The organism is Streptomyces sp. NPDC059201 (genome assembly GCF_042754585.1).
In the GTDB taxonomy this organism is placed as follows: domain Bacteria; phylum Actinomycetota; class Actinomycetes; order Streptomycetales; family Streptomycetaceae; genus Streptomyces.
Window position 1 is genome coordinate 79514 of record NZ_JBHZBB010000009.1, and the last position, 12574, is coordinate 92087.

Sequence of the window (12574 nt, forward strand, 5' to 3'; positions counted from 1 at the left end):
AACCAGGGCTCCGGACAGGAACAATCAGGGGTCGGGCCGTACCGTCATGGCCCGTACGGGGAGGTGGCAGGCAAGTGGAACAGCTGACGCAGCACGACCCGAGACGCATCGGGCCCTTCGAAGTGCTGGGCCGGCTCGGCGCGGGCGGCATGGGCCTGGTCTATCTCGCGCGCTCGGCGTCCGGCCGGCGAGTGGCGATCAAGACCGTGCGCACGGAGCTCGCGGAGGACCAGCTGTTCCGGGTGCGGTTCACCCGCGAGGTGGAGGCCGCCCGGGCGGTGTCCGGGTTCTACACGGCCGCCGTGGTCGACGCCGATCCCCGGGCCGCCGTGCCCTGGCTCGCCACCGCGTACGTCCCGGCGCCCTCGCTGGAAGAGATAGTGAACGAGTGCGGGCCGCTCCCGGCCCAGGCCGTCCGCTGGCTCGCCGCGGGCGTCGCCGAGGCCCTCCAGTCCATCCACGGCGCCGGGCTCGTCCACCGCGACCTCAAGCCGTCCAACGTCCTCGTCGTCGAGGACGGCCCCCGGGTGATCGACTTCGGCATCGCGTCGGGCGTCTCCAACACGCGCCTGACCATGACCAACGTCGCCGTCGGCACCCCCGCCTACATGTCGCCCGAGCAGGCCCGCGACTCGCGCAGCGTCACCGGCGCCAGCGACGTCTTCTCGCTCGGCTCCATGCTGGTCTTCGCCGCCACCGGCCACGCGCCCTTCCACGGCGCCAATCCGGTCGAGACGGTCTTCATGCTGCTGCGCGACGGGCCGGACCTGGAGGGCCTGCCGGACGAGCTGCGGCCCCTGATCGACGCGTGCATGCAGATGGACGTGGCCCAGCGGCCCACCCCGGCCGACCTCCAGGCCATGCTCGCCCCGCACCTCTTCGGCCCGGGCAGCGACGACAGCGGCACCGCCTCCGCGTGGCTGCCCGAGAGCGCCGTCACCATGATCGAGACCCGGCGCGGCGGCCGTCCCGCCCCGCCGCCGCCGGTCACCCCGCCGCCGATGCCGCCGCGCCCGCCGCACCCCGACCGCTGGGCCGGGGACCCGCGCTCGCCCGAGCCCGCCCCGGTGGGCGGCCGGCACGCGGGGCCCGCGGAGGAGTCCGGTGGTCCGGTGCGGCTCGGCGGCGCCACGGTGCCGATCGGGCCCGGCCCCCGGGTCGCCGACACCCGGGCCGCGCTCGCCCTCGGGCAGGCCGCCGACCCGCACGCCACCGGCTGGGTCCGGCCCCCCGGCGGGGAGGCGGCACCGGCGCCCGCGCCCGTTCCCGTACCGCAGCAGGCGCAGCCGCAGGCCCCGCAGCCCGAGCCCGGTCCGGGCCCGTGGCGGCCGTGGCGCTTCCGCATGTCCAACGACGTGTGGGGGACGCCGGTCGTCGACGGCGACCTGCTCTACGTGACCTCCTTCGAGGTGCACGCGCTGGACACCGCGTCCGGCCGGCGCCAGTTCAAGACCCGGGACGTGGCCTGGTCGATGGCCGTGGCCGGAGGCCGTATCCACGCCTCCGACGGGCCGACCCTGTACGCGCTCGACGCCACCGACGGCGGCGAGCGCTGGCGGCTGGGCACCGACGCCTGGGTGTACTCCCTCCAGGTGGACCGGGGCACCGTCGTCACCGGCACCCGGGGCGGCGGCGTCCAGGGCTGGGAGGCGTCCAACGGCGCCAAGCTGTGGGAGGTCACCGGCTGCCAGACGGACTTCGAGACCCCGGACGCGGGCCCGGCCGTGCACGGCGACACCGTGTACGTGTGGCGGGACGCCCGGCTCCAGGCCCTCGACGCCCGCACGGGCACCGAGCGCTGGTCGTACCCGATCGGAGACGCCGCCTCCTGCGGGCACGTGCCGGTCCGGGTCGCCCCGGCCGAGGACGGGTACGTGTACGTCTCCGCCGGCACCCGCGTCCTGTCGATCGACATCGCGTCGGGGCGCGTGCGCTGGCACTTCGAGGCGCCCGCCGTCTTCCTCTCGCCGCCCGCCTTCGCGCCCGGCCCGGCCGTCACCGGCGGCGGGGTGTACCTCGCCGACCACCTCGGCACGGTGTACGCCATCGACGCCTCCACCGGCCAGGACCGCTGGCGGATCGCGACCGAGCAGCGCCAGTCGTCCGAGCCGGTGCTCGTCGCGGACGGGAACGTGCACGTCGGCAGCGGCAGCGCGCTCTACACCCTGGACGCGGTCACCGGCACCCCCCGGTGGCGGTTCGCGGCCGGCGCGGAGCTGGTCGGCAGCCCCGTCGTCGCCGACGGGCGGGTCCACTTCGGCTCGGCCGACCACGTCCTCTACACCCTGGACGCGACCGGCGGGCAGCTCCGCTGGAAGCTCGCCACGGGCGGCGAGATCACCGGCTCGCCGGTGGCGAAGGGCGGGGTCGTGTACGCGTGCAGCAAGGACCGCTGCGTGTACGCGCTCGACGCGGCGAAGGGCACGGCGACCGGCCGGGGCTCGGCCCGCTAGGACCCCAGGACCCTAGGGCCTCGGGTGGTCGTCCCGGTCGCGCGGTGGCTCGACCGGGACGTCGAAGCGGCCCGGGGCGGCGTACGGCATGGCCCGCGTCTCGGAGTCGTAGGGCTGGTCGTACGGCTGCCCGGCCCGCGTCTCGGAGTCGTACGGCTGCCCGGTCTGGGGCTGTCCCTCGGGCGGCGGGCCGTCCAGCGTCGGGTGGGTGGGCGGCGGGGCGGCCGGGGTCAGGCGGTGGGCCTTGGGGCGGCCCGACATGACGAGCGCGCCGAGCAGGAGCAGCACACCGCCGCCGAAGGCGTTGGCGACGCCGTCGCCGAGTCCGCGCCCGTCCCCGGAGACGACGAGGCTGCCCTCGGCCTGCCCGACCCGGACCATCCACAGGACGGTGAAGCCGAGGACCACGAGTCCGGCGAGGGCGACGAGCAGCCGGGAGCGCAGCACCACCCCGAGCAGGGCGACGAGTGCGGCGAAGGCGAACGGCAGCAGGATCGAGCCGATGACCTCGGCCTTGGCGTCGGTGATGCCGGTGAAGAGGTCCCCGATCGCGTAGTCGCTGCCGTGACGGCCGTCGTACCAGGCACGGAAGGGGCTCCAGACGGCGGCCGTCGCTCCGACGAGAGCCAGTACCGAGCCGACGACGTTGCGAATCATCGATCGGCCTCCTCGGGGGGACTGCGCGGTCCGGCTCTCTCGCTGTCGACGCTACGCCCGGTGCCGGAGCCCCGCCATGCGGGCTCCCCGACCCCCGCTAGGGTGTGGCGCGCACATGACGGGACGGACGGGGAGACGGTGACGGTGGTACGGACCCGGCTGAAGATGGCGGCCACGCTGACGGTGGTGGTACTGGCCCTGACGGGCTTCCAGTCGAGCACCAGCAGCGGCGGAAGCGGCGGCGGCAGCGGCAAGAGCAGGAGCGGCGACGGGGGCGGCTGCTCCAGCTCGGACAAGAAGAACGACGACTACTCCGGCTCCTCCGGGAGCACGTCCTCCGGCTCCTCCGGCTCCTCGGACGCCACGGAGGATCCGTACACCGAGGACCCGTACACCGAGGATCCGTACGCAGAGGACACGGAGGAGCCGACGGCCGACGGCGGTACGGAGCCCGCCGTCGGTGTGGAGGTCGTGGTGCTGGACTGCGTGAAGCCCGCGCGGAAGAAGTCCAAGGGCCGGCCGGCCCGCGAGGCCGACACGTCCGCCACCCTGAAGATCACCCCGTACGACTGGAGGGTCCAGGGCACGTTCGAGATCGCGGTGCACTTCGAGGACGCGAACGGCAAGAGGATCGAGACGGACCTCGTCGAGGTGTCCGTCGAGGGCGTGGCGAAGGAGGCCGAGGCGTTCCTGGCCCGCCCGGAGACGGCCGCCCGGGTGAAGCACTGCACGATCGGCTGGGTGCGCCGGAGCTGACCGGCGTCCGGCGGATCCGGTCCGGGCTCAGCGCACGCGGTGACCGCCCGACCCCCTCCCCGTGAACAGCTCCGCCTGCCGGTCCGCCGGGAGGTTGCCGAGGGTGACGAGGTGGGGGGCCTGGGCCAGGGCCTGGGACCGGACGGCCTCCTTGGCGGACCAGAGGGCGCGGACGGTGCCCTGGACGGCCTCGGTCGGGTAGGAGGCGATGACGGCGGCCGCCTCCCGCGCGGCGGCCAGCGCTCCGCCCGCCTCCGTCACCTCGCTGACCAGGCCGGTCTCGTACGCCCGCCGGGCGGAGACGCGTTCGGCGGAGCCCATGAGGGCCATCCGGGCGACCTCCCCGAAGGGCATCCGCTGCGCCATGTGGATGGTCTCGAAGGCGCTGACCATGCCGTAGGTGGTGTGCGGGTCGAAGAAGGCCGCGGTCTCGCCGGCGATCAGGAACTCGGCCTCGCCGAGCAGGTAGAAGGCGCCGCCGCAGGCCATCCCCTCCACCGCGGCGATCACCGGTTTCCACAGGTCGTTGGCCTTCGGACCGATCGCGACCAGCGGATCGTCGATCGTGTACGGGGACGAGGGCTGCGGCACCCGGCCCGCGTCGTCGCGGTCGATGCCGGTGCAGAAGGCCCGCCCGCCGGCGCCGGTGACGACGACGGCCCGGACGTCGTCCTCGTACCGGAACCCGCGCCAGACCTCGCCGAGCCCGCGGGCCATCGCGAGGGTGATCGCGTTGAGCCGTTCGGGCCGGTCGAGCGTGACGACGGCGACCCCGCTCTCCTTGTCCCGCTCGACCGTGACGCCGGGGAGACCAGGGGCGCCAGGGAGACCAGGGGCACCGGGGGCGCCGGGGGTCGTCATCCGCGCTCCAGGAGCCAGCGGGGGACGGCGAGCCCGTCGATCTCGGTGAAGGCGATGCGGACGGCGGCGCCGATGCGGAGGCGCGCCGGGTCGACGGAGTCGAGGCGGGCGTCGGGGGCGGCGACGACGTTGCCGGCGAGGCGGATGCGTGGGGCGTCGGCGAGTTCGACGAGGACCGCGTTGTACGGGGCCTGGTCGGCGTAGTCGGGCAGCAGCGGCGGGTGCGGGAGCACGTACGACCAGATCCGGCCGCGCCCGGACATGAGCCGCCACTCGGTGGCGAAGGACTGGCAGTGGGGGCAGCAGGGGCGGGGCGGGAAGCGCAGCTCGCCGCACTCCTTCTCGGCGCACGCCTGGATCCGGAGTTCGCCGCGGGCGGTGAACTCCCAGAAGGGGGCGCCGTCTTCGTCGATGACGGGGTTCAGCACGGGATCAGCTCCTCGGACTCAGGCGCGCAGCAGGATGGCGGAGGTGGGGACGCCCTCACCGGCGGTGACGAGGCAGGTGGCGGCGTTCGGCACCTGGGCGGTGGAGGTGCCGCGGAGCTGCTTCACGCCCTCGTTGATGAGGTTGAAGCCGTGCACGTACGCCTCGGAGAGGCCGCCGCCGCCGGTGTTGAGGGGGAGCCTGCCGCCGAGTTCGAGCGCGCCGCCCTCGGTGAAGGCGGCGCCCTCGCCGCGCCCGCAGAAGCCGTAGCCCTCCAGGGAGAGCGGGACGAGGGGGGTGAAGGCGTCGTAGATCTGGGCGACGTCGACGTCCTGGGGGCCGAAGTCGGCGCTCTTCCACAGGTGGCGGGCGGCGGTCCAGGCGGGCCCGGAGAGCGGGTCGTCGTTCCAGTAGTTGACCATGCCGTGGTGCTGGGCGGGCAGGCCCTGGGCGGCGGAGTGGACGTACACCGGCTTCTGGCGGCAGTCGCGGGCGCGCTCGGCGGAGACGATGACGCAGGCGAGGGCGCCGTCGGTCTCCAGGCAGTTGTCGAAGAGGCAGAGCGGGTCGCTGATCCAGCGGGAGGTCATGTACATCTCGCGGGTCAGCGGGCGCTCGTACATGATCGCGGCCGGGTTCTGGTTGGCGCGGTTGCGGCAGGCCAGGGCGACGTTGAAGAGGTGGTCGCGGGTGGCGCCGTACTCGTGCATGTAGCGGCGGGCGAGCATGCCGATCTCGTCGGCGGGGCGGAGCAGCCCGTAGGGGCGGGTCCACTGGCCGGGGGTGGGGAGCTGGACGGCGGTGTTCTTCCACGGGCGCGGTCCGCTGCCCCGTTTCCGGGAGCGCCAGGCGACGCCGACGCTCGCCTGGCCGGTGGCGACGGCGGCGGCGAGGTGGCCGACGGTGGCGCAGGAGCCGCCGCCGCCGTAGCCGACCTTGGAGAAGAAGGTGACGTCGCCGGCGCCGATGGCCTTGGCGACCTCGACCTCGTCGGTCTCCTCCATGGTGTAGGAGGCGAAGCCGTCGACCTCGGACGGGGCGATGCCGGCGTCGTCGAGGGCGGCGAGGATCGCCCGGCAGGCGAGCGTCTTCTCGGTCTCGGGGAGCTGTTTCGCGAAGGCGGTCTGTCCAATGCCGACGATGGCGGTGGCGTCCTTGAGCACCGAACCTCCTCTGGGAGCCTCTCACTGCTGACAGCGCGTCAGGCTACAACTAATCTGACGGATAGTCAGCTACGGTGCGACGCGGGAACGGTGGAGGCATCAGATGCGCGGTGACCTGGAGTGGGGCACGATCCCGGGACTCGTCCGCTCGGCGGGGGAGCGGTGGGGGGAGCGGGAGGCGGTCGTCGACGGCCGCACCCGGATCTCGTACGCCGAACTCGCCGCCCGCGTCGGCCGGTCCGCCGCCGCCTGCCTGGCCACCGGGGTACGGGCCGGGGACCGGGTCGCGATCTGGGCGCCCAACAGCCTCGACTGGATCGTCGCGGCGCTCGGCGCGGTGACCGCCGGCGCCGTCCTCGTCCCGCTCAACACCCGCTTCAAGGGCACCGAGGCGGCCGACGTCCTCGCCCGCTCCCGCGCCCGCCTCCTCTTCGTCACCGGCACCTTCCTCGGCACCTCGTACGTCGCCTCGCTGCGCCGCGCCGGGGTGCCCCTGCCGGACCTGGAGCGGGTCGTCGTCCTCGGCGACACCGCGCCCGACGAGGCCGAGTGGACCACCTGGAAGGCGTTCCTCGCCGAGGGCGACCGGATCCCCGCCGCGCGCGTCCGCGCCCGGGCCGACGCCATCGACCCCGAGGCCCCCTCCGACATCATCTACACCTCCGGCACCACCGGCCGCCCCAAGGGCGCGGTCATCAGCCACGCCCAGACCCTGCGCTGCTACGAGGAGTGGGCGTCGCTCGCCGGGCTCGCCGAGGGCGACCGCTACCTGGTGGTGAACCCGTTCTTCCACACCTTCGGCTACAAGGCGGGCGTCCTCGCCTGCCTGATGCGCGGGGCGGTGATCGTGCCGCAGTCCGTCTTCACCGCCGACACCGTCCTCGCCAACATCGCCGCCGAGCGGATCAGCGTGCTGCCCGGCCCGCCCACCCTCCACCAGTCGCTCCTCGACCACCCGGCCCGCGCCGCCCACGACCTCACCAGCCTGCGCCTGGTCGTCACCGGCGCCGCCGTCGTCCCGCTGCTGCTCGTCGAGCGCCTCCGCTCCGAACTGGGCGTCGGCACCGTCCTCACCGCGTACGGGCTCTCTGAGGCGAGCGGCCTCGTCACCATGTGCCACCGCGACGACTCCGACGAGACCATCGCCACCACCTCCGGCCGCCCCGTCCCCGGCACCGAGGTCCGGCTCACCGACACCGGCGAGGTGCTGGTCAGAGGGCACAACGTGATGCGCGGCTACTTCGAGGACGAGGCGGCGACGGCCGCCGCGATCGACCCGGACGGCTGGCTGCGCACCGGCGACATCGGGGTCCTCGACGAGGCCGGCAACCTGCGGATCACCGACCGGCTCAAGGACATGTTCATCGTCGGCGGCTTCAACGCCTACCCCGCCGAGATCGAGCAGCTCCTCGGCCTCCACCCGGACATCGCCGACGTCGCCGTCATCGGCGTCCCCGACCCCCGGCTCGGCGAGGTCGGCAAGGCGTTCGCGGTCCGCAGGCCGGGCGCCCGGGTCACGGCCGACGACCTGATCGCCTGGTCGCGCCGGGAGATGGCGAACTACAAGGTGCCCCGGCAGGTCGAGTTCGTGGCGGAACTGCCGAGGAACGCGGGCGGGAAGGTGGTCAAGGGGGAGCTGAGGAAGCGGGGTTGAGGGATGAATGGTTCCGGAAGATTGGAATCCGTTTATGGAAATAGGGCGGGGGAGGCCCGGAAAGCGCAACCGCTCTACAGCGTGTCCACGTCATAAGGGCAACGCGCGCCCCCTCCGTCCCCCTCCGTCCCCGTTCCGCATCCCTCATCGAGGAGCAGCAGGTGTCCACGCAGGAGATCCCCCTCACGCTCACCCCGCAGCAGGCCGCCACCGGAGTCGTCATCCCGGTCAACATGCCGAGCAACGTCGGGGGCGGCCCGACCCAGCTCCACGTCCCGCCCTGCCGCCACGGCGACGTCGTCCCGGTCCAGTTCGCCGGCACGACCGTCCTCCTCCGCATCACCGTCGCGGGCGGCCAGACCCCGCAGCGGCGCAGGTCCGGCGTGGCCGGCTGCCTGGTGCCGCTCCTCGTCATCGGCGCGATCGTCGGCGGCTCGTACCTCTTCAGCACCAACGACAAGAACGAGCCGTCCGACTCCCGGCCGACGATCCCCACCTTCTCGGTCTCGCCCTTCCCCAGCCTGGACCTGGACCTCCCCACCGACCCGGCCGCCACCCCCACGGAGGAGGAGCCCGACCCGTACGACAAGGGCACCTGCCTCAACGGCACCCTGCCGGACTCGGAGACGGCGCAGTCCGTCAGCGGCGTCGAGGAGGTCTCCTGCTCGGCCTCGGACGCCCACTACAAGGTCATCCAGACCTTCCCCTTCACCTCCGACATGAACAAGTGCAACGCCAACCCCAAGACCCAGTACGCCTTCTCGCACCGCTACACCATGAACGGCACCACCATCAGCGAGTACGTCTACTGCCTGGTCGGCCTGGGGTCGTACGCGCGCGGCTGATCCCCGTCACCGGACCCGGCTCAGGAGCACGATCCCGGCCTCCTCCCGCACCACCCGCCACCCCGGATCCGCGGCCGCCTCCCGCAGGGTGCCGTCCACCGCGCCCGCCGGGAAGCCGTCCGCCCGGTCCACCACCAGCCACTCCACGCCCGGCGCCCGGTCGAGCAGCCCCGGGGCGGCGAGCCGTACCACCGTCCGGTCCGTGAGGTGCGGGGCGAGCGTGTTGCTCGCCGCCACCCGCACCCCGTCCGGCACCAGCGCCACCGCCGCCCGCGCCGCCGCCTCGCGCGGGCTCTCCCGCCAGAACCCGGGGGTGGCGAGCTGCGCGGTCGGCTGGAACGGAAGCAGCAGGAGTACGGCCCCGAGCGGGACGAGCAGCGCGGCCCGGAACCCGCGCAGCCCCGGCACCAGCCCCGGCACCGGCAGCCGCGCCCCGCGCCGCACCGCGTCCACCAGCGCGGCGAACGCCACCGGCACCAGCACCGCCGAGTAGTGCAGTCCCGGCTCCCAGTGCGACGGCACCGACGAGACGAACCGCCAGGCCAGCGTGGGCAGCAGCAGCCACGCCAGCGGACTGCGCACCACCAGACCCCCGGTGACGGCCAGCAGGGCCAGGACGGTGAGCGCCTTCACGGGCCAGCCGTCGAGGAGCCCGTACGCGCCCCCCACCTGCCCCGCGTACAGATACCGCCCGTCCGGCGCGAACGCGGGGATCACGACCTTGAGTACGAGCAGCGCGGCGAGGACGGACCCGCCGGCGAGCACCCACCCCACCCGCCGCTCCCGCCGCCCCCGCCCGTCCCGCCGGTTTCGCGCCCGGTGGACGATCAGCAGCCCGAAGACCGCCGCCGTCGCCCCCAGGTCCTCCTTCACGAGGAGCAGTCCCGCCGCCCACCAGGCCGCCGCCCGCAGCCGCCCGTCGAGATACGCCCGGCAGGCCAGCGCGAGCGGCGGCAGCGCGAACGCCACCTCGTGGAAGTCGAAGCCGACCAGCGCCTGCGTGCCCCAGGCGAGCCCGCAGGCCGCGGCGACCACCGGCCCGGCCGACTCCCAGCGGGGCAGGTGCCGCTGCGCCGTGCGCCCGGTCACGTACACCGCCACCGACACCAGCGCCGCCTGCGCCACCAACAGCACCTCCACATGCGGCACCAGCCGGTACACCGGACCGAGCAGCGCCAGGACGGGATGGAAGTGGTCCCCGAGCAGGGGCAGGGCCTCGTCCTCGAAGCCGGGCGGCGCGGTCGCCGTCCGGATCGCGGAGGACGGCAGCCGCCCGGCCGCCCACTCCCGCACCCCCTGCCCGAAGATCCCCAGGTCGTAGCCGGTGGTCCGGAACCGGGCGTGGTTCCGCAGCGCGAACGCGGTGTGCAGGACGAAGAGGACGGCGGCGACGAGCGCGGGCCCGGTCCGGGACGGCGGGAGGCCGCCCCGGCGGAGCGCCGGAGCCTCGGGAGCGGTGATCATGAGCATGGCCGCAGCCTCGGGCGGACCGCCTGAAGGGCCCCTGAAGCCCCCTGAGGATTTCCTCAGGGGCCCCGGGGGCGGCCGGGCGATACTCGGGGCCATGCGCATCCTGGTGATCGAGGACGAGGTACGGATAGCCGCCTCGCTGCGGCGCGGCCTCACCGCCGTCGGCTACACCGTCGACGTGACCCACGACGGCGTCACCGGCCTCCACCTGGCCCGCGAACACCGCTACGCCGCGGTCCTCCTCGACCTCATGCTGCCGGGCCTCAGCGGCTACCAGGTCTGCGCGCGGCTCCGCGCCGAGGGCAACGAGGTGCCGGTCCTGATGCTGACGGCGAAGAACGGCGAGTACGACGAGGCCGAGGGCCTGGACACCGGCGCCGACGACTACCTCGCGAAACCCTTCTCGTACGTCGTCCTGGAGGCCCGCCTCCGCGCCCTCGTCCGCCGCGGCGGCGCCCGCCTCCCCACCCTCCTGGAGGCCGGCGACCTCTGGCTCGACCCCGCCCGCCGCACCTGCGGCCGCGCGGACGACCCGATCCCCCTCACCCCGAAGGAGTTCGCCGTCCTGCACTGCCTCCTGGCCCGCCTCGACGAGGTGGTCCCCGTCGTCGACCTCCTCGACGAGGTGTGGTCGGCGGACTTCACCGGCGACCCGAACATCGTGCACGTCTACATCAGCGCCGTGAGAAAGAAGATCGACGCCCCCTTCGGACGGGAGACGATCGAGACGGTCCGGGGGGCGGGGTACCGGGTGAGTGGCCGTGGGTGACCCCGTGCGCCCCGTGTGGGCGACCCGCCCGGTGTGGGCGTCCGGCCTCGCCGCCGCGCTCGTCGTCGGCTGTGCCGTGGCCTGGCTCCAGTACGCGGACCGGGCCGCCGGCCTGCGCTCCACCTGGCCCGCGGTCCACATCAACAGCGACCGGGTCGGCCCGCAGATCGAGCAGATCACCACGTGGGGCACCTGGGCCGGAGCGCTGTACGTGGCCGCCGTCTGCCTCCTCGCGGGCAAGGGCGGTCCGTGGTGGGTACGGCTCCGGGGCGCGGCGGTCGCCGCCGCCGTGACGGCCACCCTGTACGCCACCTACGGCAGCTGGCTCGTCCGCGAGAACGAGGAGCACAAAGTCGATGTCGCGGAGAAGGCGTTCCGCTGGGGCATCGCCTGTGTCGGCCCCTCCGCGGGCCTCATCACTGCGGCGGCGGTCGCGGTCGCCGTGGGCCGGGGCGGCGCCCGGATCTCCTTCCGGGGCCGGGTGGCGCTCACCGCCGGGGCGGTCACGGGGACGCTCTTCCTCGCGGCCGTCCGCACCTTCCAGTCGCTGAACGACGCCTACGACACCCTCGACACGATCTACTGGATCGCCCTCACCACCGGGGTCCCGCTGGTGGCCCTCCTGACGGGCTTCCTGGTGCACCGCATGGTCGCACGGGCGCTCAAGCCGGTGGAGGCGATCCGCCGTGAACTCGCCGACATCACCGGCCAGTCGCTGGACCGCCGGGTCCCCGTCCCGCCGACGGCCGACGTCATCGCGGACCTCGCCCGCACCACGAACGCGACGCTCGACCGGCTGGAGACAGCCTCCGCGCGGCAGCGCGAGTTCACGGCGGACGCGGCGCACGAACTCCGCAGCCCACTGGCGGCGTTGCGCGCCCAGCTGGAGTCAGCCCTGCGGCACCCGGAGTCGGTGGGGGACTGGCGGGAGGTGGTGACGGAGGCGGCGGCGGACGTCGTCCGGCTCCAGCACCTCGCCGACGACCTGCTCCTGCTGGCGTCCCACGGCTCGGTCCCCCCGGTACGCGAACCGGTCGACCTGTCGGCCCTCGCGGAGGACCTGGTCCGCGAGCACCAGCACCTCACGGAAGCGGCGGCCCTGCGGATCCGCTGCGAGGCCCCGGCCCCGGCGGTCCTCCTGGCCAACCCGACCCACCTGGACCGCCTGCTCCGCAACCTTCTGACGAACGCCTGCCGCCACGCGCGGACCCGCGTCGACGTCACGGTCACGGCCGACGCGGACGCCGTCACCCTCACGGTCCACGACGACGGCCCCGGCATCCCACCCCCCGACCGCGCCCGCGTCTTCGACCGCTTCACCCGCCTGGACGAAGCCCGCACCCGCGCCACCGGCGGCGCCGGCCTGGGCCTCCCCATAGCAAGAGACCTGGCCACCACCCACGACGGCACCCTCACCATCGAAGACTCGGACCGGGGCGCCTTGCTGGTGGCCCGGTTCCAGGTCCGAGATGCGCCGTGACCCGGAGGAGGTGCAACACCAAGGGGCCCGAGCCTGTGTG

11 protein-coding genes are annotated in these 12574 nt (G+C 74.1%); 6 read left to right on the forward strand and 5 right to left on the reverse strand.

What is annotated here, in order from left to right:
- Positions 1-74: 74 nt before the first annotated feature.
- Positions 75-2453, forward strand: a complete 2379-nt coding sequence (locus ACFXMG_RS26750; protein WP_383817254.1) for a serine/threonine-protein kinase — start codon at positions 75-77, stop codon at positions 2451-2453.
- A 12-nt stretch (positions 2454-2465) separates the two neighbouring features.
- On the opposite strand, the gene ACFXMG_RS26755 is transcribed toward ACFXMG_RS26750, so the two are convergent.
- Positions 2466-3110, reverse strand: a complete 645-nt coding sequence (locus tag ACFXMG_RS26755; RefSeq protein WP_383817257.1) for a hypothetical protein — start codon at positions 3108-3110, stop codon at positions 2466-2468.
- 102 nt (positions 3111-3212) lie between these two features.
- On the opposite strand from ACFXMG_RS26755, the gene ACFXMG_RS26760 reads away from it, so the two are divergent.
- On the forward strand, positions 3213-3866 hold the full coding sequence (locus tag ACFXMG_RS26760) for a hypothetical protein (RefSeq protein ID WP_383817260.1): 654 nt from the start codon (positions 3213-3215) through the stop codon (positions 3864-3866).
- A 27-nt stretch (positions 3867-3893) separates the two neighbouring features.
- Here ACFXMG_RS26760 and ACFXMG_RS26765 read toward each other — a convergent pair whose 3' ends face one another.
- Genes ACFXMG_RS26765 through ACFXMG_RS26775 form a run of 3 tightly spaced genes read right to left on the reverse strand, consistent with a single transcriptional unit; the run spans position 3894 to position 6316 of the window.
- Positions 3894-4727 carry an enoyl-CoA hydratase/isomerase family protein gene (locus tag ACFXMG_RS26765; protein ID WP_383817263.1) on the reverse strand — a complete coding sequence of 278 codons (834 nt, stop codon included), beginning with the start codon at positions 4725-4727 and terminating at the stop codon, positions 3894-3896.
- The gene (locus ACFXMG_RS26770; RefSeq protein WP_383817266.1) at positions 4724-5155 is read right to left on the reverse strand and encodes a Zn-ribbon domain-containing OB-fold protein; all 432 of its coding nucleotides are present in this window, start codon (positions 5153-5155) and stop codon (positions 4724-4726) included. Before ACFXMG_RS26770 ends, ACFXMG_RS26765 begins: the two co-directional genes overlap by 4 nt.
- A gap of 18 nt (positions 5156-5173) precedes the next feature.
- Complete coding sequence (locus tag ACFXMG_RS26775; RefSeq protein ID WP_383817269.1) at positions 5174-6316, reverse strand: lipid-transfer protein; 1143 nt, start codon at positions 6314-6316, stop codon at positions 5174-5176.
- A gap of 103 nt (positions 6317-6419) precedes the next feature.
- Here ACFXMG_RS26775 and ACFXMG_RS26780 point away from each other — a divergent pair, with 103 nt between their 5' ends.
- Together ACFXMG_RS26780 and ACFXMG_RS26785 are read left to right on the forward strand one after the other, a co-directional pair.
- Positions 6420-7970 (forward strand): FadD3 family acyl-CoA ligase, encoded by a 1551-nt coding sequence (locus ACFXMG_RS26780; RefSeq protein WP_383817272.1) that lies wholly within the window; start codon positions 6420-6422, stop codon positions 7968-7970.
- Between the two features lie 161 nt (positions 7971-8131).
- Positions 8132-8815: a hypothetical protein gene (locus tag ACFXMG_RS26785; protein WP_383817275.1), complete on the forward strand. Its 684-nt coding sequence runs from the start codon at positions 8132-8134 to the stop codon at positions 8813-8815.
- Positions 8816-8821: 6 nt separating this feature from the next.
- On the opposite strand, the gene ACFXMG_RS26790 is transcribed toward ACFXMG_RS26785, so the two are convergent.
- The gene (locus tag ACFXMG_RS26790; RefSeq protein ID WP_383817277.1) at positions 8822-10285 is read right to left on the reverse strand and encodes a DUF2079 domain-containing protein; all 1464 of its coding nucleotides are present in this window, start codon (positions 10283-10285) and stop codon (positions 8822-8824) included.
- Positions 10286-10379: 94 nt separating this feature from the next.
- Between ACFXMG_RS26790 and ACFXMG_RS26795 the strand changes: the two genes are divergently transcribed.
- Both ACFXMG_RS26795 and ACFXMG_RS26800 read left to right on the forward strand, forming a co-directional pair.
- Positions 10380-11054 carry a response regulator transcription factor gene (locus tag ACFXMG_RS26795; protein ID WP_383817279.1) on the forward strand — a complete coding sequence of 225 codons (675 nt, stop codon included), beginning with the start codon at positions 10380-10382 and terminating at the stop codon, positions 11052-11054.
- Positions 11047-12534 (forward strand): sensor histidine kinase, encoded by a 1488-nt coding sequence (locus tag ACFXMG_RS26800; protein WP_383817281.1) that lies wholly within the window; start codon positions 11047-11049, stop codon positions 12532-12534. Before ACFXMG_RS26795 ends, ACFXMG_RS26800 begins: the two co-directional genes overlap by 8 nt.
- Positions 12535-12574: the final 40 nt, after the last annotated feature.

What these genes read in the sequence shown, in the direction of transcription:
- ACFXMG_RS26790 (WP_383817277.1), bottom strand. Translation starts at nt 10,285, where the DNA reads ATGCTCATGATCACCGCTCCCGAGGCTCCGGCGCTCCGCCGGGGCGGC.
- ACFXMG_RS26755 (WP_383817257.1), bottom strand. Translation starts at nt 3,110, where the DNA reads ATGATTCGCAACGTCGTCGGCTCGGTACTGGCTCTCGTCGGAGCGACG.
- ACFXMG_RS26765 (WP_383817263.1), bottom strand. Translation starts at nt 4,727, where the DNA reads ATGACGACCCCCGGCGCCCCCGGTGCCCCTGGTCTCCCTGGCGCCCCT.
- ACFXMG_RS26780 (WP_383817272.1), top strand. Translation starts at nt 6,420, where the DNA reads ATGCGCGGTGACCTGGAGTGGGGCACGATCCCGGGACTCGTCCGCTCG.
- ACFXMG_RS26795 (WP_383817279.1), top strand. Translation starts at nt 10,380, where the DNA reads ATGCGCATCCTGGTGATCGAGGACGAGGTACGGATAGCCGCCTCGCTG.